General features: G+C 62.9%; 22 protein-coding genes. 13 read left to right on the forward strand and 9 right to left on the reverse strand.

Features of this window, described 5'->3' with window-relative positions:
* Positions 1 to 112 precede the first annotated feature (112 nt).
* Both H351_RS15435 and H351_RS15440 read right to left on the reverse strand, forming a co-directional pair.
* Positions 113 to 877: a sensor domain-containing protein gene (locus H351_RS15435; protein ID WP_241896081.1), complete on the reverse strand. Its 765-nt coding sequence runs from the start codon at positions 875 to 877 to the stop codon at positions 113 to 115.
* Positions 874 to 1800, reverse strand: coding sequence for a hypothetical protein (locus H351_RS15440; protein WP_019748859.1), 927 nt, complete (start codon positions 1798 to 1800; stop codon positions 874 to 876). The genes H351_RS15435 and H351_RS15440 overlap by 4 nt, the downstream gene beginning before the upstream one ends.
* A gap of 68 nt (positions 1801 to 1868) precedes the next feature.
* Between H351_RS15440 and lspA the strand changes: the two genes are divergently transcribed.
* From lspA to dnaE, 5 genes are all read left to right on the forward strand, one after another.
* Positions 1869 to 2555, forward strand: coding sequence for a signal peptidase II (gene lspA, locus H351_RS15445; RefSeq protein WP_021344550.1), 687 nt, complete (start codon positions 1869 to 1871; stop codon positions 2553 to 2555).
* Positions 2552 to 3478 carry an RluA family pseudouridine synthase gene (locus H351_RS15450; protein ID WP_007733161.1) on the forward strand — a complete coding sequence of 309 codons (927 nt, stop codon included), beginning with the start codon at positions 2552 to 2554 and terminating at the stop codon, positions 3476 to 3478. Before lspA ends, H351_RS15450 begins: the two co-directional genes overlap by 4 nt.
* On the forward strand, positions 3475 to 4158 hold the full coding sequence (locus H351_RS15455) for a hypothetical protein (RefSeq protein WP_029255547.1): 684 nt from the start codon (positions 3475 to 3477) through the stop codon (positions 4156 to 4158). Before H351_RS15450 ends, H351_RS15455 begins: the two co-directional genes overlap by 4 nt.
* Positions 4159 to 4169: 11 nt before the next feature.
* On the forward strand, positions 4170 to 5108 hold the full coding sequence (rarD, locus tag H351_RS15460) for an EamA family transporter RarD (protein WP_037120403.1): 939 nt from the start codon (positions 4170 to 4172) through the stop codon (positions 5106 to 5108).
* Positions 5109 to 5207: 99 nt separating this feature from the next.
* Complete coding sequence (dnaE, locus tag H351_RS15465; protein WP_003941755.1) at positions 5208 to 8744, forward strand: DNA polymerase III subunit alpha; 3537 nt, start codon at positions 5208 to 5210, stop codon at positions 8742 to 8744.
* Between the two features lie 95 nt (positions 8745 to 8839).
* Here the strand turns inward: dnaE and H351_RS15470 are convergent, their stop codons facing one another.
* Positions 8840 to 9073 (reverse strand): hypothetical protein, encoded by a 234-nt coding sequence (locus H351_RS15470; protein WP_029255545.1) that lies wholly within the window; start codon positions 9071 to 9073, stop codon positions 8840 to 8842.
* Positions 9074 to 9293: 220 nt separating this feature from the next.
* On the opposite strand from H351_RS15470, the gene H351_RS15475 reads away from it, so the two are divergent.
* The 3 genes from H351_RS15475 to ilvA all read left to right on the forward strand — a co-directional run bounded on the left by H351_RS15475 (position 9294) and on the right by ilvA (position 13055).
* Positions 9294 to 9728 carry a nitroreductase family deazaflavin-dependent oxidoreductase gene (locus H351_RS15475; protein WP_019748853.1) on the forward strand — a complete coding sequence of 145 codons (435 nt, stop codon included), beginning with the start codon at positions 9294 to 9296 and terminating at the stop codon, positions 9726 to 9728.
* A gap of 116 nt (positions 9729 to 9844) precedes the next feature.
* The gene (locus H351_RS15480; protein WP_020969844.1) at positions 9845 to 11620 is read left to right on the forward strand and encodes a pyruvate dehydrogenase; all 1776 of its coding nucleotides are present in this window, start codon (positions 9845 to 9847) and stop codon (positions 11618 to 11620) included.
* Between the two features lie 79 nt (positions 11621 to 11699).
* Positions 11700 to 13055 (forward strand): threonine ammonia-lyase IlvA, encoded by a 1356-nt coding sequence (ilvA, locus tag H351_RS15485; RefSeq protein WP_019748851.1) that lies wholly within the window; start codon positions 11700 to 11702, stop codon positions 13053 to 13055.
* A gap of 13 nt (positions 13056 to 13068) precedes the next feature.
* Here the strand turns inward: ilvA and H351_RS15490 are convergent, their stop codons facing one another.
* Complete coding sequence (locus H351_RS15490) at positions 13069 to 13590, reverse strand: TetR/AcrR family transcriptional regulator (RefSeq protein WP_019748850.1); 522 nt, start codon at positions 13588 to 13590, stop codon at positions 13069 to 13071.
* Between the two features lie 128 nt (positions 13591 to 13718).
* Between H351_RS15490 and H351_RS15495 the strand changes: the two genes are divergently transcribed.
* Positions 13719 to 15263: an MFS transporter gene (locus tag H351_RS15495; protein WP_029255544.1), complete on the forward strand. Its 1545-nt coding sequence runs from the start codon at positions 13719 to 13721 to the stop codon at positions 15261 to 15263.
* 50 nt (positions 15264 to 15313) lie between these two features.
* On the opposite strand, the gene treZ is transcribed toward H351_RS15495, so the two are convergent.
* On the reverse strand, positions 15314 to 17035 hold the full coding sequence (gene treZ / locus H351_RS15500; RefSeq protein ID WP_019748848.1) for a malto-oligosyltrehalose trehalohydrolase: 1722 nt from the start codon (positions 17033 to 17035) through the stop codon (positions 15314 to 15316).
* A gap of 69 nt (positions 17036 to 17104) precedes the next feature.
* The gene (locus H351_RS15505; protein ID WP_029255543.1) at positions 17105 to 18466 is read right to left on the reverse strand and encodes an NAD(P)-binding domain-containing protein; all 1362 of its coding nucleotides are present in this window, start codon (positions 18464 to 18466) and stop codon (positions 17105 to 17107) included.
* 95 nt (positions 18467 to 18561) lie between these two features.
* Between H351_RS15505 and H351_RS15510 the strand changes: the two genes are divergently transcribed.
* From H351_RS15510 to H351_RS15525, 4 genes are all read left to right on the forward strand, one after another.
* Positions 18562 to 19446 (forward strand): helix-turn-helix domain-containing GNAT family N-acetyltransferase, encoded by an 885-nt coding sequence (locus tag H351_RS15510; protein ID WP_029255542.1) that lies wholly within the window; start codon positions 18562 to 18564, stop codon positions 19444 to 19446.
* Between the two features lie 64 nt (positions 19447 to 19510).
* On the forward strand, positions 19511 to 19897 hold the full coding sequence (locus tag H351_RS15515) for an ArsR/SmtB family transcription factor (RefSeq protein WP_021334076.1): 387 nt from the start codon (positions 19511 to 19513) through the stop codon (positions 19895 to 19897).
* Positions 19894 to 20997, forward strand: a complete 1104-nt coding sequence (arsB, locus tag H351_RS15520) for an ACR3 family arsenite efflux transporter (RefSeq protein WP_019748844.1) — start codon at positions 19894 to 19896, stop codon at positions 20995 to 20997. Before H351_RS15515 ends, arsB begins: the two co-directional genes overlap by 4 nt.
* Positions 20994 to 21407 carry an arsenate reductase ArsC gene (locus tag H351_RS15525; RefSeq protein ID WP_019748843.1) on the forward strand — a complete coding sequence of 138 codons (414 nt, stop codon included), beginning with the start codon at positions 20994 to 20996 and terminating at the stop codon, positions 21405 to 21407. Before arsB ends, H351_RS15525 begins: the two co-directional genes overlap by 4 nt.
* 21 nt (positions 21408 to 21428) lie before the next feature.
* On the opposite strand, the gene H351_RS32785 is transcribed toward H351_RS15525, so the two are convergent.
* From H351_RS32785 to H351_RS15535, 3 genes are read right to left on the reverse strand one after another with little or no spacing between them, the layout of a single operon-like run.
* Complete coding sequence (locus H351_RS32785; protein WP_007733137.1) at positions 21429 to 21560, reverse strand: hypothetical protein; 132 nt, start codon at positions 21558 to 21560, stop codon at positions 21429 to 21431.
* A complete protein-coding gene (locus tag H351_RS15530; RefSeq protein WP_019748842.1) occupies positions 21557 to 22147 on the reverse strand; it encodes a TetR/AcrR family transcriptional regulator in 591 nt (196 codons plus the stop codon). Before H351_RS15530 ends, H351_RS32785 begins: the two co-directional genes overlap by 4 nt.
* 40 nt (positions 22148 to 22187) lie before the next feature.
* Positions 22188 to 24200, reverse strand: coding sequence for an MFS transporter (locus H351_RS15535; protein WP_029255541.1), 2013 nt, complete (start codon positions 24198 to 24200; stop codon positions 22188 to 22190).
* Positions 24201 to 24238: the final 38 nt, after the last annotated feature.

The raw sequence follows: 24238 nt of genomic DNA on the forward strand, positions 1-24238 counted from the left end.
GTTGGTCTGTTTCGTACCTACTCTCACCGTTCAGTGTGGACGGGCAGTTGTCAAAGGGTCTGTGGTCCCGAATCATTCGCGTAAGGCCGAGACGGGACTAATCCGCTCGTTGTCAGGGCGTTTGTGCGCGCAGGCGATCGGCGGCGGCCGACGCCATCGAGTGCAGAACATCGGGGGCGATCGCACTCGGCGCCGTCGCGGACACCTGAGTCAACGTCGTCCCGACTGCGGCCACGATCGCGTCGGCAACCAAGGTGAAACCACCACTCTCCGTGATGATTCGGAAAGCGAAAGACGCGTCGCCGACGTTCGGGCCCGACGCTCCGCCGACGCGATAGGTGATTTTCGTTCCGTCGGCATCGGTTCCCGAATACTCCGCACACCCGGCCAGCGTGGTCTGAAGTTTCTCGAAAGCTGCTGCTGCCGCGGTGCCGTCGGCGTACGAAGCAGAGTCCTGATCGATGCTCGTGAAATCGGGGCCGGTGAACATGTCGGAGAGGTCGGCGACCGATTCGGGAGCCTGGGTGGCTATCGGCGCCAGAACCTGGGCGCAGACGGCGGGGTCGGTGCTCGACTTGTCCGCCTCCGAACTCTCCGGCGCCGGTGCGAGGCCGAGGTCGTCGACCGGGTCGGGAACTATGTCGAAGTCCGCAGGTAGTTCGGAGAGGGTGAGCGCGGCTCGTTGCAGCGCATCACGGTCGAGAGGTGCCCCGCTCAGCGATGCGGCCGGAGCAGCTGTGAACGGCGTCAAGCCGACCTGTGGGGCGGAAACCTGCGTAGTTGTGTCAGCACTAGGAGAGTCGTCCGAGCCGCAACCGGTGACGACGAACAGTGCCGCCGTTGCTGTCAGGCCCAGTGCGAGCGATCGGCGTGTCACGATTCCCACCGAATGCTGTTGGAGATGGTCTGCCGGATCACCGAGGAACTGTCCGGATCTCCGTACGCCTGGTCGCCGCCGACGGTCATCTGTCCGTCGATCGGCAAGGGGAGTGAGAGGTCGACGGTGAGGTTTCCGGAGCCGGCCATGACGTACTGATCGATGTTCAGCGTTCCGGCGTCACCGGCCAGGTTCCAGACCGGGCTCTGCGGGGTCTGCGATACGTCCACCGCGAGCGAAAGCCGATTACCCTCGCGCGCGGTGAGCGTGACGGTGGTTGTCTGATCGAGCAGGATTTCACTGCTGACTTGTTGTCGAACCACCCAACGTGCGCCGACACCGACCGGAGCGTCGGGGAGTGCAACGGTCCGGTAGACCGCTTGGCCGAGCGCCTGTTCGATTGCAGCGCGGGCAGCATTGGCCGAGTTGGCGGACGGCTTCAACCGTAGGGCGGTGATGGCGCCCGAATCCGTGACCGACAATCCGGCCGCAGATCCGTCGGCCCCGCTCAGCGCTGCCTGCAGCGTTGCATCCGGCGAGGTCATCGACGACAGCGTCAGGTCCACGACAGCGGTGGGATCGTCAGCGGTCACGTTTGCCGAGAGCGGGATCGTGATCTCCGGCGAAGAGAAATCTTGTGCCGGCTGTTGATCGATCTGCTGACTCACGACCGCCTGGGTGACGAGCGTCGCCGTCTGCGTGGTGCCGACAGGCAAGTTCATGCGCAACACCTCGCGCGGTTCGCTTCCCGCATCGAGTACCTCGACGGTGGCGGCGGTCACCGGAACAGTGACTTCGCTCGGCGACGAGGTAGGTGTGGTGGGAGGTTGATCCGAGTCGCCGCAAGCGGTGAGAACGGTGGTGAGAGCGAGGGCAGCGAGGGCGAACGGAACTCGTCGGCCGGTCGTGGACAGCAGTGGCACGCGCTCCAGGCTAGCCGCAGTTGCAGAGTGCGTGACCCGGTGCGGTGAACATGAGGGATGATGGTTGCGTGAGTACAGACCACCCAGACCGAGATGTCAACGCGGAGGATCAGCCGATTACCGAAATCTCGAAGGCCGACGAGCCCGAAACCGTGAAACCGGAAGCCGTGAAATCGGAAGACGGTGACCTGGCGGTTGCGCCGGTCGCAAAGCCCCGCCGGCTGACCATGCTCATTGCCATCGCCGCTGTCATCCTGCTCTCGGACATTCTCACGAAGGTGTGGGCCGTCGCCGCGGTCAAGCCGGGGCAGCCGATCGAAATCATCGGTGACGTGGTCACATTCACGATGGTGCGCAATCCCGGTGCAGCGTTCTCGATGGCGACGTCGATGACGTGGATCCTCACCCTCGTCGCCATCGGTGTCGTCATCGGTGTGATCAAGATCGGTCGCACGCTCCGATCGCCGTGGTGGGCGCTGGGTCTCGGCCTCGTGCTCGGCGGCGCGCTGGGTAACCTCGTCGACCGATTCTTCCGCTCTCCCGGAATCATGCGCGGACATGTGGTGGACTTCGTCTCCGTCGGTTGGTGGCCCGTGTTCAACATCGCGGATTCCGCGATCGTCTGTGGCGCGATCCTGCTTGTCGTACTGACTCTTTTCGGCTTCGAACCCAACGGTGAACGCCTGCGTGATCACAAGGCGGACGACAAGAAGCTCACCGAATCGAAGGCCGCAGCCGAGGGAGAAACCAAGTGAGGGAATCCCGTTCGATGCCCGTGCCCGACGGCCTCGACGCCATGCGGGTCGATGCCGGCCTCGCGCGCCTTCTCGGACTCTCGCGCACCGTGGTCGCGACACTCGCGGAAGAAGGCTCGGTACTCGTCGACGGTGTGGCGGTCGGCAAGTCCGATCGTCTGACCGCAGGGTCGTGGCTCGAGGTTGTCCTGCCCGAACCGCCGCGGCCCCTGACCATCGAGGCGACACCGGTCGAGGGGATGGAGATCCTCTACGCCGACGACGACGTCGTTGCAGTCGACAAGCCCGTCGGAGTTGCCGCGCACGCCAGCGTCGGGTGGACGGGACCGACGGTCATCGGCGGACTTGCCGCGGCCGGTTTCCGTATCTCGACGTCCGGTGCCCACGAGCGTCAGGGCATCGTCCACCGTCTGGACGTCGGAACGTCGGGTGTCATGGTGGTTGCCACCTCCGAGCGCGCATACACCTTGCTCAAGCGCGCTTTCAAGCAGCGGACCATCGACAAGCGCTACCACGCTCTCGTGCAGGGACACCCCGACCCGAGCAGCGGAACCATCGACGCCCCGATCGGACGCCACCACGGGAACGACTGGCGATTCACGGTCACGGCCGACGGCAAGCCCAGCGTCACGCACTACGACACCATCGAGGCGTTCCAGGCAGCGAGTCTGCTGGACGTGCACCTCGAAACCGGTCGCACACACCAGATCCGTGTCCACTTCTCGGCGTTGCGCCATCCGTGCTGCGGCGACCTGACCTACGGCGCGGACCCCCGACTTGCCGAGAGGCTCGGTCTCGAACGCCAGTGGCTGCACGCAGTCTCGCTCGGCTTCGCCCACCCGGCGGACGGTCGCTGGGTCGAGATCAAGAGCAAGTACCCGAAGGATCTCGAACACGCACTCGAAGTTCTCCGGTCCTCATGACACCGCGCGGGCTTACCCCCGCGCTGGCCGTCGTCGCGGTGGTGGTCGGTGTGGCGGCGGTGGTGGGCGTGGGGTTCGCGAATCCCGTGCCGACCCCGCCGATCACGACGGACACTCTCGGTCCGGACAGCGGGGAAGCTGTGCCGGACTACCTCGACCGAGCGCGAGATTCTGTCGCGTCGGTCGATGGGCCGGTGTGGGCGTTGGTCTCGTTCACGAAGGCACTCACCGTCGACGAGGTCATCACGTCGACCAGCAGTGTTCAGGTGCCGGGCGCTGAAGTCTCGGGCGTTCGCGTGTCCAGGGTCATGTTCCGAGTTCCGATCGAGCGCGTCCAGACGCCGCTCATGTCCGTGCCCGTTCCCGACAACGACGAAGCAGTGCGCAGATCGCCCGGTGTTGCAGCCACGCGACTGATCTCGCTCGGCGGCGACACCGATCGTCAGCAACAGGTGGCGCTCGCGTCGGCGAAGCAATTGTCCGCCGGGTGCGCCTGCGCGGTGGGCGTGCTGGTGCGAGCTACTCCCGAAGGACTCGAAGCGATCGAACATGACTCGAACGTCCGTGCAGTGGAAGCATTGCCGTCCGACGCCTCGCTGTGGTTCGCTGCCGTTCGTCCCTTGCTGCCGGAGTACGTGGACGTCGTTGCTCCCGGCCCCGACGACGGCCCGGTCCCGTGAACTCCGGTTCCGTGAACAAGGACGAACGCGCTAGGTCCGGTTCGTCCTCGGGGATCTTCTACGGTGTGGCGGCGTTCCTGTTGTGGGGAACGTTCCCGGCATTCTTCGGACTACTCGACTTCGCCGATCCGGTCGAGATCCTTGCGCACCGAGTGGTGTGGACCCTTCTGTTGATGCTGATCGTGTTGGCCTTTGCCGGTCGCCTCGGATCGCTTCGCGGCATCAGCGCACGCACCTGGCTGCTGGTGACCGCGGCATCAGCGGCGATCGCGGTGAACTGGGGGACGTACATCTATGCCGTGGTGTCAGGTCGCGTCGTGGAGGCGGCCCTCGGGTACTTCATCAACCCACTGGTCACCGTGCTGCTCGGCGTCGTGATCTTCCGCGAACGATTGCGCCGCGCTCAGATCGCCGCCCTCGTCCTCGCCGCAACGGCAGTTGTCGTGATCACGGTCGACTTCGGTAAACCGCCGATCGTCGCATTGGTGCTCGCCGGTTCGTTTGCCACCTACGGGCTGGTCAAGAAGGTGGTTCCGCTCGATCCCCGAACCAGTTTGACTGCCGAGGGAGTCGTCGCCGCACCCTTCGCGGTCGGCTACCTCGTGTTTTTAGGCCTGACCGGGGCCGGTGCATTCATCAGCAGCGGCGCCGGACACAGCTTGTTGCTGCTTGCCGCCGGCCCGGTCACCGCACTGCCACTGCTCCTGTTCGGCGTCGCCGCTCAGCGAGTTCCGTTGGCGACGATGGGCATGCTGCAGTACCTCACCCCGGCGCTGCAGATGGCGTGGGGTGTGGCCGTCATGCACGAGGACATGCCGGCCTCACGCTGGATCGGCTTCGTTCTGATCTGGGCTGCGCTGGTGATCTTCACGACAGATACCTTCGTCGCCAGTCGACGTTCGCGGCGTTCGATGAGGTCGAGCGCCGAACCTGAGGTTCCGGTCACGTGATCGGAGGCGGCACACTGCGACTCCACGATGGCGGTCGCCGAACGTGTCGGCAACGCGGCATACACTCGATCTCGCTCCCAGACCTTCAGAGAGGCGCACGTGGCTGACTCGTTCGTACATCTTCACAATCACACCGAGTACTCGATGCTCGACGGTGCGGCCAAGGTCGGCGCCATGTTCGAGGAGGCCGCTCGTCTCGAAATGACCGCTGTCGGCATGACCGACCACGGAAACATGTACGGCGCCAGCCAGTTCTACAACGAGGCCAAGAGTGCCGGCATCAAGCCGATCATCGGCATCGAGGCGTACATCGCACCCGAATCCCGCTTCAACACCAAACGAGTTCTCTGGGGTGATCGCAGCCAGAAGTCCGACGACGTCTCCGGTAGCGGTGCGTACACGCACATGACGATGGTGGCCGAGAACGCCACGGGGCTCCGAAACCTCTTCAAGCTGTCTTCTCTCGCGTCAATCGAGGGACAGCTCGGCAAGTGGCCTCGCATGGACGAGGAACTCATCGCGGCGCACGCCGAGGGCATTATCGCCACCACCGGTTGCCCTTCGGGTGAGATTCAGACGCGTCTTCGTCTCGGTCACGATCGCGAGGCTCTCGAAGCTGCCGCGAAGTGGCAGGAGATCTGGGGACCGGACAACTTCTTCCTCGAACTGATGGATCACGGTCTCTCGATCGAGCGCCGGGTGCGCGAGGGTCTGCTCGACATCGGCAAGCAACTCGGTATCCCGCCGCTTGCCACCAACGACTGCCACTACGTCACCAAGGACGCCGCCGAGAACCACGAGGCGCTGCTCTGCATCCAGACCGGCAAGACGCTGTCCGACCCCACGCGCTTCAAGTTCGACGGCGACGGCTACTACCTCAAGTCCGCTGCCGAGATGCGCGCCATCTGGGACAACGAAGTACCGGGGGCGTGCGACAACACCGTGGCCATCGGCGAGCGTGTGCAGTCGTACGAGGACGTGTGGGCGTTCCACGACCGCATGCCGATCTTCCCGGTCCCGGAGGGTCACACGCAGCAGACCTTCCTGCGCGCCGAGGTGATGCGCGGACTCGATCGCCGCTTCCCGAGCGGACCTCCGCAGGAGTACCTCGCCCGCGCCGACTACGAGATCGGCGTCATCAACGAAATGGGCTTCCCGGCCTACTTCCTGGTGGTCGGCGACCTGATCAACCACGCCAAGGACGTCGGAATTCGCGTCGGGCCCGGCCGTGGATCGGCTGCCGGTTCGTTGGTGGCCTACGCGATGGGTATCACCAACATCGACCCCATCCCGTACGGGTTGCTGTTCGAGCGATTCCTCAACCCCGAGCGTGTGTCCATGCCCGATATCGATATCGACTTCGATGATCGCCGTCGCGGCGAGATGGTTCGCTACGCGACGGACAAGTGGGGCAACGACAAGGTCGCCCAGGTCATCACCTTCGGCACCATCAAGACCAAGGCTGCCATCAAGGACTCGGCTCGCGTCCAGTTCGGCAAGCCGGGCTTTGCCATCGCCGATCAGATCACCAAGGCGCTCCCGCCGCCCATCATGGCCAAGGACATCTCGGTTTCCGGTATCACCGATCCGAAGCACGAGCGGTACAAGGAGGCAGTCGAGGTTCGAGCGCTCATCGACTCCAGCCCGGACGTCGCGAAGATCTACAAGACCGCGGTGGGTCTGGAAGGGCTGATCCGTAACGCCGGTGTGCACGCCTGCGCGGTCATCATGTCGTCCGAACCGCTCACCGACGCAATCCCGGTCTGGAAGCGCGCCCAGGACGGCGCCATCATCACCGGTTGGGACTACCCCTCGTGTGAAGCTATCGGCCTGCTCAAGATGGACTTCCTCGGTCTGCGAAACCTCACGGTTATCGGCGACACGCTCGAGAACATCAAAGCCAACCGCGGCATCGACCTCGACCTCGACACTTTGCCGATGGACGATGCGGCAACATACGAACTGCTCGCCCGCGGCGACACTCTCGGTGTGTTCCAGCTCGACGGCGGCGGCATGCGCGAGTTGCTGAAACTGATGCAGCCCACCGGATTCGGCGACATCGTCGCCGCATTGGCGCTGTATCGACCGGGACCGATGGGTGTGGACGCCCACATCTCGTACGCCAAGCGCAAGAACGCCTTGGAAGACGTCAAGCCGATTCACCCCGAGCTGGAGGAGCCGCTCGCGGAGATCCTCTCGGAGACATACGGCCTGATCATCTACCAGGAGCAGATCATGCAACTGGCGCAGAAGGTGGCCGGTTACACCCTGGGTCAGGCCGACTTGCTGCGTCGCGCCATGGGTAAGAAGAAGCTGTCCGAGCTGGAAAAGGCCTACGCCGGCTTCCGGCAGGGCATGTTGGACAACAACTTCAGCGAAGCCGCCATCAAGGCGCTGTGGGACACGGTCCTTCCCTTCGCCGGGTACGCGTTCAACAAGTCGCACTCCGCCGGCTACGGACTCGTGTCGTACTGGACTGCGTACCTCAAGGCGAACTACCCGGCCGAGTACATGGCAGGTCTGCTGACCTCCGTCGGTGACGACAAGGACAAGTCCGCGATCTACCTCGCAGACTGCCGCAAGTTGGGCATCACAGTTCTCCCACCGGACGTCAACGAGTCACGCGTCGACTTCGCGACGGTCGGCGACGACATCCGTTTCGGTATGGGGTCGGTGCGCAACGTCGGCGCCAACGTCGTTGCCTCGATCATCAAGGCGCGCACCGAGAAATCGAAGTTCACCGATTTCTCCGACTATCTCGGCAAGATCGACGCGATGGCTTGCAACAAGAAGGTCACCGAATCTCTCATCAAGGCCGGTGCCTTCGACTCGTTGGGTCACCCGCGCAAGGGCCTGATGTTGGTTCATGCCGACGCCATCGATTCCGTGATGAGCACCAAGAAGGCAGAGGCGATCGGACAGTTCGACCTCTTCGGCGGTGCCGAGGCGGACGAGTCGATCACCTCGGTGTTCGACGTCAAGATTCCTGACGAAGAGTGGGACTCCAAGCATCGCCTGGCACTCGAACGAGAAATGTTGGGGCTGTATGTCTCCGGCCATCCGCTCAACGGAGTCGAGCACATTCTTCGCCAGCAGTCCGACACGTCCATCGCTGCGATACTCGAAGGCGGCGTTCAGGACGGTGCCCAGGTAACTCTCGGCGGAATCATTGCCTCGGTGGACCGTCGGGTCAACAAGAACGGTCTGACCTGGTGCATCGTGCAGCTCGAAGACCTCGTGGGTGGAATCGAGGTGCTGTTCTTCCCGCAGGCCTACGCCGTGTACGGGATGGACATCGCCGAGGATGCCATCGTGTTGGTCAAGGCTCGCGTTTCGATCCGAGACGATCGGATGTCGCTGATCGGCAACGACCTTGCGGTGCCTGATATTTCGGCGATCGGGGTCGCGCGCCCCCTGTCGGTCTCGCTGCCGCTTCGGCAATGCACCAAGGACAAGCTCAGTGCTCTCAAGCAGGTGCTGACGAGGCACCCCGGAACATCCGACGTTCACGTTCGGCTGATCGGTGGAACCGAGATCAGCTTGTGGAAGGTCGACGACGTCCTTCGGGTCGAACCATCCTCGGCTTTGATGGGCGACCTGAAGGCATTACTCGGGCCGAGCTGTCTGACGGTCTGACCGCCGATCGAGCGGATCTGAACCGAACGAAGGGACCTTGCTGCATCAGCAGCAAGGTCCCTTCGTGGTTCGCGGGAGATCGGGGAGTGGGGTGATCAGGTGGTGCGTGAGTAGTACACGCGACGCGCCCACCAGGTGACCACGGCTGCTGTTGCGGCAGTCAGTACGGCTACCTGCATCGACTGGGTGACAGCTCCGGCGGCCACGAACAGCACAAAACCGACCGCGAGAGCTTCGATCTTGTACAGCGGCCACCGAGTCCCGGCCAGATCGACGAAATGGTCGGACGAGGGGCGTGATTCGCGAGTGGAGATATCTGCGGTAGTCATCTCGTCCCTTTCTCGGTGCAGTCTGTTCTCGCTGCGGCCTGGTTAGCGATACGGCTGTTCGAAGCTGTGGTTTCAGAGTAACCAGAGATGAGAGTTCGGGCAAGCGAACTTTATTGATCGGCAGCTCACTTAATCGATCAACCAGGGGAGTGTGCCGACGACGGACCTGGTCGGTGTGGTTCGGTGGCCAAGGTGCTCGAGTGGGTGTTCACTGGTACACATGCCAATCACAGGTGAGTACGAACCCAGTCCAGCGTCGTGGGCCGCCGATCAGGTCGCACGCATCGAGAACTCCGGTGGCACCGAGGGAAACGACATGAACGGCATGCCCGTCGTCGTTCTCACGACCGTCGGGGCAAAGTCCGGCAAGGTCAGGAAGACGCCGCTGATGCGCGTCGAGCACGACGGCTCGTATGCCGTTGTGGCTTCGCTTGGTGGCGCTCCGAAGAATCCGGTTTGGTACTACAACGTCAAAGCCGATCCGCACGTCACGCTGCGTGACGCGACGCAGGTCTTCGACCTGGTTGCTCGTGAAGTCACCGGAGACGAGAAGGCGATCTGGTGGGAGCGCGCTGTCGCTGCGTACCCCGACTACGCCGATTATCAGACGAAGACCGATCGTGAGATCCCGGTGTTCGTGCTCGAACCCAAGTAACGCACTGCAGTCCTCACGAAACGGCAGTCCACAAGAAGCACTGCATAAACCACAAGCAAATCGTCACTCGCGGGGGTCGGCGATCCCGACTCCCGTGAGTGTGTCATGGAGGTCTGATGAGTCCGAAAACCGTTGCAGATCAATTGGTTCAGCAGCTCGTTGACGCGGGTGTCAGTCGGATCTACGGAATTGTCGGTGACAGTCTCAATCCCATCGTCGATGCGGTACGTCGCACCGGTGGTTCCGAAAAGGGCGGAATCGACTGGATACACGTCCGTCATGAGGAAGCAGCTGCGTTTGCGGCCGCAGCGGATGCCCAGATCACCGGAAAACTCGCGGTGTGTGCCGGATCCTGCGGTCCCGGAAACCTTCACCTGATCAACGGCCTGTACGACGCTCATCGTTCGGGCGCCCCGGTCCTCGCGATCGCCTCACACATCCCCAGTGCCCAGATCGGAATGGGCTACTTTCAGGAAACGCATCCCGAGCGGATCTTCATCGAATGTTCGAGTTACACCGAACTCGTCAGCACGGCAGTCCAATCACCTCGCGTGGTGCAGTCGGCGATTCAGCATTCGGTGGCTCGAAACGGCGTCTCGGTGATCGTGCTTCCCGGGGACATCGCCGATTGTCCGGCAGAAGGCACCCCGCCGACGCTCGTCGAAACCCGAAGGCCGACAGTCGTTCCGGATGCCGGTGACGTCAAGGCGTTGGCAGATGTGATCAACGGCTCGCGTAAGGTTGCGATCTTCGCCGGCGCAGGCGTGCGAGACGCACGCGCCGAGGTGTTGGCGCTGGCCGAAACCGTCGGGGCTCCCATCGGGCATTCGCTGCGCGGCAAGGAATGGATCCAGTACGACAACCCGTACGACGTCGGGATGACGGGATTGCTCGGTTACGGTGCGGCGCACGACGGTATCCACGGCGCCGATCTCCTGCTCCTGATCGGTACGGATTTTCCTTACGACCAGTTCTTGCCCGATGACGTTCGTACCGCTCAGATCGACATCGCGGCCGAGCGGTTGGGGCGTCGAACCAGCCTGGACCTGGCGGTGCACGGTGACGTCGCGAGCACCTTGAGCGCACTGATTCCGCAACTCGATCGAAAGACCGACCGCGGGTTCCTGGAGGATACGCTCGCAAAGCACAACACTTTGATGACCAAAGTGGTTGGTGCGTACACGGATCCGGTCAAGCAGCGCACACCCATTCATCCCGAGTATGCGGCCTCGATCCTCGACGATCTGGCGGCCGACGACGCAATCTTCACCGCCGACACCGGGATGTGCAACGTGTGGACGGCGCGCTATCTCAATCCGAACGGATCGAGACGCTTCATCTCCTCGGCGCTGCACGGATCCATGTCCAATGCGCTCCCACATGCGATGGGTGCGGCATGGTCGAGTCCGGGGCGTCAGGTCATCTCGGTGTCGGGCGACGGTGGATTGTCGATGCTGCTCGGTGAGTTGGTCACCGTCGCGATGTACAAGTTGCCGGTCAAGATCGTGGTGTTCAACAACTCGACGCTCGGAATGGTCAAGCTCGAGATGCTGGTCGACGGCCTTCCGGATTTCGGGGTCGACGTGCCCGCGGTCGACTACGCGGCGGTTGCTGCTGCGCTCGGTATCTTCTCGCGCCGAATCGAGAATCCCGCGGACATCGAAGCGGGCCTACGCGCCGCGCTCGATCACGACGGTCCGGCCTTGGTTGATCTGGTGACCGATCCGCTGGCGTTGTCGTTGCCGCCCACCATCACCGGTGGTCAGATGAAGGGCTTCGCTTTGGCGATGTCGAAGATGGTGATGAACGGCGGCGTCGGCGAGGCTGTGCAGATGGCCAAGTCGAACCTGCGGAACGTGCCACGTCCCTCACAGTTGGATCCTCGCGGCTGACCTACCCGCCGCCCTGCCTCGCAGACCATGTGGGGCGGGGTGGTGGGAAGGTTGATCCCCGACGTGCGAAAATGGCGGAGTGTCTAACTCGCCCGATGTCGTAGTAACGAAGTCCACCGTCCCCGCGCTCGACGCGCAGGAGATCGACGCGGCCATCGAGCGAATTCAGCACGTCATTGCGGCGACACCCCTGCAGTACAGCGACCGTCTTTCGGCGTTGACCGGCGCGCACGTGTACCTCAAGCGCGAGGACCTCCAGGGCGTTCGTTCGTACAAGATTCGTGGCGCGTACAACCTGATCGCTCAGCTCAACGAGGCCGAGCGCGCGGCCGGCGTGGTGACCGCCAGTGCCGGTAACCATGCGCAGGGTGTTGCCTTCGCGTGCCGAACGATGCAGATCAAGGGTCGGATCTACGTTCCGGCAAATACCCCCAAGCAGAAGCGTGATCGCATCCGCGCCCACGGTGGAGCGTTTGTCGAACTGTTCATGATCGGTGAGACCTATGACGCCGCCGCTGCTGCGGCCGCGGAGGACGTAGCCGAAACCGGCGCAACCATGGTTCCCCCGTTCGACGACGTGCGCACCGCTGCGGGGCAAGGAACCATCGCAGCGGAGATTCTCACGCAACTGGACGCACCTCTCGACACGATCGTCGTGCCGGTCGGCGGCGGCGGTTGCATCGCGGGCATAGCCACCTATCTGCACGAGCGATCGCCCAAGACGTCGATCGTCGGGATCGAGCCGTCCGGCGCGGCGTCCATGACGGCCGCTCTCGTTGCCGGGGGCCCGGTGACTCTTCCCGACGTCGATCCATTTGTCGACGGGGCAGCGGTCAAGAGGATCGGCGATGTTCCCTACGAGGTCGTCTCACGTCTGGGTGCCGCCGTGGTGTCGCACGCTTCGTTGCCGCTCGTGGCTCGTCAACTTCAGACACGGTCCGGTTCGGGATCGTTTGTCGTCAATCAGATCGACGAGGGCGCTATCTGCACGGCGATGCTCGAGCTGTATCAGAGCGAGGGCATCATCGCCGAACCCGCGGGAGCGCTTTCCGTTGCGGCACTTCAGAATTTGACGTTCGAGCCGGGTTCGACCGTCGTGTGCCTGATTTCCGGTGGCAACAACGACGTCTCCCGCTACGGCGAAATCCTCGAGCGTTCGCTCGTTCACCTCGGGCTCAAGCACTACTTCCTGGTGGACTTTCCGCAGGAACCGGGAGCGCTCCGTCGCTTCCTCTCGGACGTGCTCGGGCCGGACGACGACATCGCGCTGTTCGAGTACGTCAAGCGAAACAATCGCGAGACGGGTGCCGCGTTGGTGGGTATCGAACTCGGTTCCGCCGACGGGTTGGCGGCGTTGCTCGAGCGGATGGAGCGCGCGCCGATGCAGTCCGAGAGGCTCGAGCCGGGAAGCCCGGCGTACCGCTATCTGACGTAAGGGACGCCCCCGGTCAGGGCCGCAGTCGCTCGACCACCTGTCGATGCAATTCGGGATCTGGCTGGGGGAGCCCGAGCATGGCCGCCAAGTACAGACCGTCGCCGACGAGTCGGATGATCTCGGCTTGTATGGGATCGGCGATCTCGGTCTGAAGGCCTTTGTCCCAGCTGCGCATCACGTGGGTAACGGCTTTCTGGATCTCGTCGTGTTGTCCGTCGACTGTTCTCAGTGCCGCGATGATCGACCGGAAGAGTGAGAGTTCTTCGCTTTCGTTCGCATCGGGGATCTGTAGATAGAACTCGGTGACCGTCGTACCGCCTGCTACGGCGTCTTCGAGTTGCTGATCCGAGCGTTCTCCGAGTCTGCGGACCATCGCCGCGAGGAGTGCTTCCTTGCTGGGGAAGTGATAGAGAAGTCCGCCCTTGGAAACCCCGGCTTCGGCGGCAACGCCTTCGAGCGTGACTTGGGCAACGCCGCTGACCAGCAGCAGCTTCTCCAGTGCGTCGAGAATTCGATCGCGAGTGTCGGCAGCCATGTGATGTGACCCTACCCGGAAATAACTTTACCGCTTGGACGGTTCACTGTTACCGTAGACCTACTGTACCGGCTGGACGGTTCAGTGAAATCTTTTCGAAAGAACTCAGAGAAAGTCGCAGGGGAGCAATGTCAGTGTCGGCAGATCAGACGTCTGCAATCAATCCCGACGAGGTTCGGGCGACAAAGCGTGACTGGGCGGGCTTGATAGTCCTTGCCTTTGCTGTGTTGCTCATCGCAGTCGACGGCACGGTGCTCGATCTTGCGCTTCCGTTCATCAGCGCCGACCTCGAGCCGAGCAGCACGCAGTTGCTGTGGATCATCGACGTCTATTCGTTCGTGCTCGCCGGTCTGCTCATCACCATGGGTACGCTCGGTGACCGGATCGGTAGGAGAAAACTGCTCCTGATCGGCGCAGTCGGCTTCGGTCTCGCCTCGATCATCGCCGCTCTTGCTGTCAGTCCCGAGATGCTCATTGCCGCCCGCGTGCTGCAGGGTATTTCCGGTGCAACGCTGATGCCGGCCACCCTCGGTCTGATCCGCACGATCTTCGTCAACCCGCGTCAGCGCACCGAGGCAATCGGTGTCTGGGGCGCGATGGCCGGTGGAGGTACAGCGGCAGGCCCTTTGGTCGGTGGTTGGTTGCTCGAGCACTTCTGGTGGGGTTCGGTCTTCTTGATCAACATCCCGGTCATGATCGCGCTGGTAGTACTCGGCCCGATCCTGATCCCGGAGTCGAAAGACCCCAACCCGGGTCGATTCGACCTCGTCAGCGCTGGTCTGTCGATGGCGACCATGTTGCCGTTGGTGTACGCGGTCAAGGAATCCGTGGTGCACGGCGTCAGCATCACGTTGCTGGTGATCGGCCTTGTGGGTCTCGCCGCCGGCTACGTGTTCGTGCGTCGTCAGCGGATGCTGAAGGATCCGATGTTGGATCTGAAACTGTTTGCCAATGCGTCGTTTTCCACCGCCGTCATCACCAACCTGCTCTCGATCTTCGCACTCGCCGGTGTCCTGTTCTTCGGCTCGCAGTACCTGCAGTTGGTGCTGGGTAACTCGGCGCTCGACGCCGGCCTGCTGATGCTCCCGGGTATGTTGCTCAGCGCATTCACCGCGGTTGCGGCGGCCTGGTTGATTCGCCGGTGGTCGGTGTCTCACGTGCTCAGTGCAGGCCTCGCGGTTGCCGGTATCGGTGCTGCGATGCTGCTCGCCCTCGGGGTGGACAGCGGCCCGTTGATGTTCGTGATCGGCTTCGGTCTGGCCGGTGCAGGTGTCGGTGTCGCACTGACCCTGACGTCGGATCTTGTGGTCAGTTCGGTGGAACCCGAGCGTGCCGGCGCTGCGTCCGCGGTGTCGGAGACTGCGTACGAACTCGGTATCGCGCTCGGTGTGGCGATCCTGGGCAGCGTGGTGATGGCGATCTTCCGCAAGGGAATCGACACGTCCATGCTCGAAGCAGATCAGGCGCACGCTGCGCAGGGCACCCTCGGCGGTGCGCTGCAGGAGGCGACGTACCTACCTGGTGAACTCGGTTCGGTGCTTGCCGATTCCGCGAAGGCGGCGTTTGTCGACGGTATGCACGTTGCCGCCGGTGCAACCGCTTTGGTTCTGTTCGTCAGTGCCGCATTGGTATTGCGGATGCTGCGGAGTACACCAGAGAACGCGAAGCGGTAACGCGTGTAACGGTAGAACGCGAAGCGCTAGCTCCTGCAGAATCCGGGTAGTCAGCTTTCGAGTACGACGAACGAGTGCCCAGGCACGACTGTTGCGGACGCGGTCTCGTCCTGTGTCGGCGGATCCCACCAGAGGATGGGGGTTCCGCCGGCTGGGACCGAGGCCGCGTCCGTTCCCAGATTGCACACGATCTGTAATGCGCCGCGGCGCAGGGTGATCCACTGGTCGTCCTCGTCGTAGTCGACGTGCAGGTGCCCCAGCCAGGGGTCGGTGATCTCGATTCGCTTCTTGCGCAGGGCAAGTAGATCGCGATAGCACGCCAGGACGCGAGCACATGTCTCGTCGGTTCGCTCGTCCCAGTCCAGTTTGGATCGCAGAAATGTCTGTGGATCTTGCGGATCCGGAATGTCGTCGCTGTTCCAGCCGTGTGCCGCGAACTCCGCCTTACGGCCCTTGGCGGTGGCCTCGCCGAGTTCCCGTTCCGGATGCGAGGTGAAGAACTGGAACGGAGTGGTGGCTCCCCATTCTTCGCCCATGAACAGCATCGGCGTGTACGGCGAGAGCAGGACCAGTGCTGCCTTGATTGCCAATTGTCCTGGCGTCAGATAGGCGCTCGGGCGGTCGCCGATCGCTCGGTTGCCGATCTGATCGTGGGTGCACGTGTATGCGAGCAGAGCGCTGGCGGGCTGATGCGTGATGTCGATCGGCCGGCCGTGAACCCGCCCACGGAACGAGGAATACGTTCCGGCGTGGAAGAACCCGCGCCGCAATGTACTTGCAAGGGATTCCAAGGATCCGAAGTCGGCGTAATAACCCTGGCGTTCGCCGGAGACGGCTGTGTGAATGGTGTGGTGGATGTCGTCGTCCCACTGCGCGTCCAAGCCGAACCCGCCGGCCGCTCGTGGCGTGATCAGAGTGGCGTCGTTGAGATCACTTTCGGCAATCAACGTGAGCGGTCGGCCCAGATGGGCCGACAGTGTTTCCGTTCGGACGGCGAGTTCCTCGAGGATGTGCGTTCCGGTGTGATCGACCAACGCGTGGACGGCGTCGAGGCGTAGACCGTCGATGTGGAAATCACGCATCCATCGCAGGGCATTCCCGATGATGTATTCGCGAACCTCGCCCGACTGCGGGCCTCCGATGTTGATCGTTCGGCCCCAGGTGTTCGCTCCATCGGCAATGTAGGGGCCGAACTTTTCGAGGTAGTTGCCCGACGGGCCCAGGTGGTTGTAGACCACGTCCAGGATCACGCCGAGTCCACGTTCGTGGGCTGCATTCACCAAGCGCTGTAACCCGTCCGGGCCACCGTAGATCTCGTGGACCGTGTACCAGAGCACACCGTCGTAGCCCCAGTTGTGAGTTCCGTTGAAACCGTTGACCGGCATGATCTCGACGAACCCGACGCCGAGGTCCACGAGGTGATCGAGACGCTCGATCGCGGCGTCGAAAGTTCCTTCGGGGGTGAACGTTCCGATGTGCAGTTCGTAGACCGACGATCCCGGGAGTTGCCGTCCGGTCCACTGAGAGTCGGTCCAGGACGCCTCGTCGAGCTGGTGCAGTTGGGAGAGAAGGTGCACGCCTTCGGGCTGGCGTGGTGACCGCGGATCCGGGAGTATTTGACCGTCGACGACAAAGCCGTAGCGAGCCTGGTTGTCGCAGTCGACCTCGCCTCGCCACCACCCGTCGTCGGTCCGCTCCATGTCGTGCGTGATGCCATCGACTTCGACCCGGACCGATTCCGGCGTGGGCGCCCAGACCTCGAAAGTATGCACACGATCAGCATGCCTTGTTCGGTCGGATGTGGCAGCCCGGCGGGGTGGATCCGTCGTCATGGACTGTTTCTATCCGCAGGTGTTGCCAGACGGCGCCGATAGCGTGATCAGTTCCGGAGTGGGTGCGCCGCAGCATCCGGCTTCGGTTTCCCCGGTGTCAGCTGCGTCTGCGTCAGCTTCGTCGAAAACACCTGCACCGCCGCAGACTCCGGTCTCCGGAAGGATCAGCTCGACGCGGGCTGCGGCGTCGTGATCGCCGGCGAGTTCGGCGGCGATGCTGCGAACCTGCTCGTAGCCGGTCATCGCCAGGAAGGTGGGTGCCCGGCCGTAGCTTTTCATTCCTGCCAAGTACACGCCTGGCTCCGGATGGCGAAGCTCCTTCGCGCCATGCGGGTACACCGTGCCGCACGAGTGGACGTTCGGGTCGATCAGTGGAGCCAACTCGACCGGTGCTTGTAAGACCGGGTCGAGGCCGAGTCGAATTTCCGAAAGCCAGGAAAGATCGGGGCGGAATCCGGTCAGCGTTATGACGTTGTCCACGTTCTCGATGCGATCACCGGCATCGGAGGCAAGTACGAGTTGTCCCGAAGGGGTTGTTGTCACCTCTGCGGTGCGGAAGCCGGTGACCACTCTCAGTAGTCCGTCCTCGACGGCCTTCTTTGCGCGCAGTCCCAGGGCGCCGCGCGCGGGCAGTTCGTCAGCTTCGCCGCCACCGAACGCTGAGCCGACGTTTCCTCGGCGGACCGCCCAGATGATGCGGGTGCTCGGAGCCTGCTCCGCCAACCCCGACAGCGCAACGATCGCCGTCAGCGCAGAGTGGCCGCTCCCCGCGATGACCGTGTGTTTTCCGGCAAACTGTGCACGCACAGCGGGATCGTCGAGATCAGGAACCCGGTACCTGATCGCAGTGCCCACAGCGCCCTCGCCGAGGGCGGGAAGACCTTCACCGCCGAGCGGGTTGGGAGTACCCCAGGTGCCGGATGCGTCGACAACCGCCTGGGCGAACACGCGGTCCTCGGTTCCGTCACGGCGGCGCAGATGAATCGAGAGGGGTTCGGTATCGCGGCCGGCGTCGACGACCAGGTCACGTCCGCGTCGGGCTACGCCGATCACTTCGGTGTCGAACTGGATGGCGTCGCCGAGTGCTGAGGCGAGTGGCCCGAGGTAGAGGTCGCGCCATTGCCGGCCGGTCGGGTACGTCTCAGCGGCGGGAGAGCGCCATCCATTCTGCTCGAGGAGTCGCTGCGCGGCGGGGGAGACGAGTTCGGACCACCGGGAGAACAGTCGCACGTGATTCCACTCGGAGATCGCAGCACCGGCTGTGCTTCCGCGCTCGAACACAAGGGGTGTCAGTCCGCGCTCGCGCAGATCTGCTGCGGCTGCCAGGCCGATCGGGCCGGCCCCGATCACGACAACGGGTAGGGGATTCATTTCGCACCTTTCATCGACGAGTATCGATCTATGCGGAACTGTATCGACAATCATCAATGTAGGCAACCATCGACAGCTGTCGATATAGTGGTTAGATGACATCGCTGCAGACTCCGACGGTGCGCGTCGGTGATTCGGACCCGGATCAGATTGGTTCTTCCGTCCTCGCGCAGGGCGATGCCGATACCTACGCGCAGTGGTTCGCCTGCCTTGCCGAGCCGATGCGCGTCCGATTGCTTCACCGGGTGGCGAGCGCGGTCGGTGGTATTACCGTCGGAGCGCTCGCCGAAGCGTTGGGGATCGGACAACCGACGGTGTCGCACCACCTGCGCAAGCTCGCCGATGTGGGTTTTCTGACCATGCGTAAGGAGGGGACGAGCACGGTCGTCGCGGTGAATCCGACGTGTTGCGTTGCCTTGCCGCAGGCGGCGGACGTGGTGATGGGAGTCCTTGCTCCGCGTCCTTGCTGTCCGAGTGATCTGCCCGACGATGTCTCTGTCCGGGCCATGATCGACGACGACTGGGATGCGGTTCGCCGTATTTACGGCGAGGGTATCGACACCCGAAATGCCACCTTTGCTACTGAGGTCCCCTCGCGTGAGCATCTCCACGAACGGTGGCTGTCGAAGCATCGGTGGGTCGCGACTATCGAGGGTGTTGTTGTCGGTTGGGCTGCGTTGAGTCCAGTTTCCGAGCGTGACTGCTACCGCGGGGTGGCGGAAAACTCCGTGTACGTCGCGGGCGGAATGCGTGGTCGGGGTGTCGGAAAGGCGTTGTTGCGCAAGCAAGTCATGGCCGCTGATGTCGACGACCTCTGGACACTGCAGACGTCGATATTCCCCGAGAATCGCGCCTCCATCTCGCTGCATCATTCGGCCGGGTTCAGAACTATCGGTCTCCGCGAGAAGATTGCCCAGCTCGACGGTGTGTGGCGTGACACCGTTCTGCTCGAACGACGTGCGGTGACCGCCGAGGGGTGAGTCCGGGATCCGGCCGACCGGGCACTCGATTGCGCGTTGATTCGATATCTGTCAATATCGAAGAATGTCGAATCAAGAGCCACCGGAGTCCGAGGCTTGCTGCACCCCGCTCGTCCGTGAACCGCTGACCGAGGATTGGGCCGGCGACCTGTCGCGGATGTTCAAAGCCCTCGGCGATCCGGTTCGCCTCCGCTTGCTCAGCTTGGTGGCAAGTCACGAGGGTGGTGAAGCCTGCGTCTGCGACATCTCCGACTCGTTCGATCTGTCTCAGCCGACTATCTCGCATCACCTCAAGGTGTTGCGTCAGGCCGGGTTGCTCGACTGTGAACGTCGCGGGACGTGGGTGTACTACTGGGTTATTCCGGCTGCGCTGCAACAGCTTTCCGCCGTTCTACTGGTTGAAGGTACGAGCGTGAGTGTCGCGGACGCGTGCGCAGAGGTCACCGCATGAGCAACACCGCTGCCACCACCGGACACCCCGCAGTCGTCGGAAAACTCTCCACCCTCGACCGCTATCTGGCGGTCTGGATCGGCGTGGCCATGGTCGTCGGCCTGCTGGTTGGACGCTGGATCCCGGGTGTGAACACTGCCCTGAACAAGGTGCAGATCGACGGCATCTCCCTGCCGATCGCCCTCGGCCTGCTGATCATGATGTACCCGGTCCTGGCGAAGGTCCGCTACGACCGCCTCGACACAGTCACCGGGGACAAGAAACTCCTCGCCGGCTCCCTGTTCCTGAACTGGGTTCTCGGCCCGGCGCTGATGTTCGCCCTCGCCTGGCTGTTTCTGCCTGACCTGCCGGAATATCGAACCGGTTTGATCATCGTCGGTCTTGCTCGCTGTATCGCGATGGTGATCATCTGGAACGACCTGGCCTGCGGAGACCGCGAAGCCGCCGCGGTGCTGGTCGCCATCAATTCGGTGTTCCAGGTGATCATGTTCGCCGTGCTCGGTTGGTTCTACCTCTCGGTCCTGCCCGGGTGGCTCGGCCTCGAACAGACCACCATCGACACCTCGCCCTGGCAGATCGCGAAATCGGTCCTGATCTTCCTCGGTATCCCGCTGCTGGCAGGTTTTCTGTCCCGCTTCTTCGGCGAACGCGCCAAAGGCCGCGACTGGTACGACACCAAGTTCATCCCCAAGATCAGCCCCTGGGCGCTCTACGGTCTGCTGTTCACCATCGTCGTGCTCTTCTCGATGCAGGGCGAACAGATCACCTCCCAGCCTTGGGATGTCGTCCGGATCGCGTTGCCGCTGCTGGCGTACTTCGCGCTCATGTGGGGCGGAGGCTACATCCTCGGCGCCGCAATCGGATTGGGCTATGAACGCACGACGACCCTGGCGTTCACCGCCGCGGGCAACAACTTCGAACTCGCGATCGCCGTAGCCATCGCCACCTACGGCGCCACCTCGGGGCAAGCTCTTGCCGGTGTTGTCGGCCCGCTGATCGAGGTACCGGTGCTCGTCGGGCTGGTCTATGTCTCCCTTGCTCTACGCAAACGCTTTGCAGTCGAAGAGGTTTCATCCAGTCGAGAAAGAGCGAGGTCATGAGCAAACCATCGGTGTTGTTCGTCTGCGTCCACAATGCCGGCCGATCTCAGATGGCCGCGGGATTCCTGAGCCATCTCGCAGGCGACGCCATCGAGGTCCGTTCCGCCGGATCCGCACCCGCCGAGACCGTCAATTCGGCAGCGGTCGAGGCGATGGCAGAGCGCGGTATCGATATCTCAGCTCGGTCTCCGAAGATCCTCACCGTTGACGCCGTCCAGGATTCGGATGTCGTCATCACCATGGGCTGCGGCGACACGTGCCCGATCTTCCCCGGCAAGAGCTACCGAGACTGGGTTCTCGACGATCCGGCCGGACAGGGCCTCGAAGCGGTTCGCCCGATCCGTGACGAAATCGAGCGTCGCGTTCAAGCCTTGATCGCTGAACTCACCACTGCCGCGAAGTCTCCCTGACCGATCGGGGAATCGACAGGATCATTCGCCCGCGGGCTCGATGTGTTCGGCACCGAGGACCGAGAGTCGGTATTCCTGTGCGTCCTGCTCGGTTTCGAAATCTTTCTCTTCGAGGAGATTTCGATCGGCGTCGAGGTATCGGTAGGTAGTCATTCCTCCACCGTGCCACTGATGTCCGATTCGTGCTCGGATACCGGTTCGATTTCGTCGACGACTGTTTGAATCAGACTTCCGTAGCGCCGGATCAGGTCCTTCGACGACAACGAATCCTCACCGAGGAGTTCGAGCGTCCGCATGCCGGTGGCAAGTCCGAGCAACAGTGAGACGACGACCTGACTGCGAACCAAACCGGGCTCGGTGTCGCCGATGCGTCGCGCGATCCCGTGAACGTATCGTTCCTTGATCTCTGCCCGGGCGGCGTCCGGATCTGGCGCCTCGTGAACGTGTACTGCGAGCATTGCCCACGGATCGGTTTCGTCGGATTCTCTACGAGCGACAAGTTTCTCGACCAGTTGACAGCCGATGTTTCCGGTGGCGTCGGCATTCGGATCCTCGTCCATCGGAGGTGCGGACGGGATCGCAGCCGAATACAACCGAGCTTTGCTGCCGTAGATCTTCATGACCAGGGCAGGGGAGTAACCGGCCGCGACCGCGATGTCCTTGATGGTCGTCGATGCGTAACCTCGTTCCGCGAACAAGGCTTTTGCTGCTGTGAGGATGCTGGCTTCACCGCTGCTCATGCCGCTCGCCTCGGTACCCGATCGCCATGCGTTTGGTTGCTCATACTGTCGTCAACGGCTCGGCATCGACGGGTACGTCGAAGTCGACGACGGTGGACTGCGCGATGACCGCTATCTGACGAGCCAATGTGCCGTGTCCACTCTCGGTCAGCGCGGTCAGGATGTACCGGCCGGATGTCGGGAGTGCGATTCCGTAGTGCCCGGTTCCGTCGGTGACGGTGGATGCGACGAATTCGCCGGTCGGTTTCGTGAGTGTGACGACGGTTCCCGAGGTTGTTCGGCCGTCGACTCCGACCTTGCCGGAGATGGTGAGGCGGTCACCGAGTTCGACGGTGTGCGTCGATTGCGCGCTGTCGAAAGCGATCACCTGCGACCGAGGGGACCAGCCGTCGGCACTCGTCACCACCAAGTACCGTCCGGGCCGGGGTAGTGCGAGGGAGAAGTTGCCCTCGTTGTCGGCGCGACTCCAGTCGATCGGTCGCCCCTCCATATCCATCACGGTGACAACAGCCTGCCGGATCGGTCGGCTGTCGGCTCGGACCACACGACCGGCAACCACAATTTCCGTTTCGGACACGGCGGCGTCGGGAAGCTCGAACCCTTCCGGGGTCACCGGGCGAAGCGCCGTTTCCGGTTTTGCGCCGCGGCGAGGAATGAACGCAGCGGCAGCGGCAGCAGCCACGGCGGCGAGGGCGGCCAGCCAGAAGATGTTCTTGAAGGCGTCGATCGACGGAAGGCCCTCACCCGGCCCGGACGGGATGACCATCGAGGTGAGCATGGCGGCAACCACTGCGCTGGATGTGGACGTACCGACTGAGCGGAGCAGCGAATTGAGGCCGTTTGCGGACGCGGTTTCGGTGATCGGAACCGATCGCATGATCAGCATCGGCATCGCGGAGTAGGCGATTGCAGTTCCGATGCTGACCACCGCCGCGCTGATGATGATCAGTGCTATCGAGCCGGTCAGGAACACGCGCGCGATGTAGGCGAGCGCGAGCACAGTGCCGCCGACGATCAGGGTGATCTTGGCTCCGAATCGCTTCGTGATGTTCGCGGAGACGGGAGCGAAGAAGACCATCGCGAGGCCTGCCGGAATCATGCACAGTCCGGCCGCCATCACTCCCAGTTCGAAGCCGTAGCCGGAGATCTTCGGCATCTGGAGTTGCTGAGTGGTGGAGAGGTTGTTCGCATACATCGAGAAGCCGACGAGGATCGAGGCGACGTTGGTCAGCAGAACGGGCCGCTTGGCCGACGTTCGCAAGTCGACCATCGGCTGGGTGACCCGGAGTTCGTATGGGAACCACAGTGCGAGCGTCACGATTCCTATGACGAACATGAGCAATGTCAGTTCGCTCGTCCATCCCCAACGAGCCCCCTTGGAGATGGCGAGGAGGATCGCCGTGAGTGCTGTCGAGAGCATGACCGCGCCGAGGAAGTCGAATTTGCCGCGGGTGCGAACACTCGATTCCGGGACGACGGCGGCTACCGCGATGATCAACAGGACGCCCACGATTGCCGAGAGCCAGAAGATGGCGGGCCAGCCTAGATGCTCGAAGATCAACCCGGACAGGGGGAGCCCGAGTGCGCTGCCGATTCCGAGAGTGGCACTCATCAAGGCTGTTGCCGACGCCACCTTCTCCTTGGGCAGTTCGTCGCGCATGATGCTGATTCCGACGGGGATCATCGAGATCGCGAAACCCTGGAGACCACGTCCGATCAGCAGGGCGACAAAGTTGCCGCCGATCGCCGCGACCAGTGATCCGACCACGATCATCGTCATCGAGATCAGCATCATGCGTCGTTTTCCGAACATGTCCGCCAGGCGGGAGACGATCGGAGTGGCGACGGCGCTCGTGAGGAGTGTGACGGTGACGAGCCAGGAGGCGTCGTCAGCGCTGACGCCGAGGATTTTCGGGAAATCGGGCAACAACGGAATGACCATCGTTTGCTGCAGCGCGACCACGGTGCCGGAAAGACAGAGAATTGCGGTGATGAGCCGACTTGAACGGCGAGTGGTCGGAGACGAGTGCAATGCCAAGAGAGGGTCCTTCACGCGGCGGTGGTGAACGGGAATTCACCCATGAGTGAACC

The organism is Rhodococcus erythropolis R138 (assembly GCF_000696675.2).
Taxonomy (GTDB): domain Bacteria; phylum Actinomycetota; class Actinomycetes; order Mycobacteriales; family Mycobacteriaceae; genus Rhodococcus_F; species Rhodococcus_F erythropolis.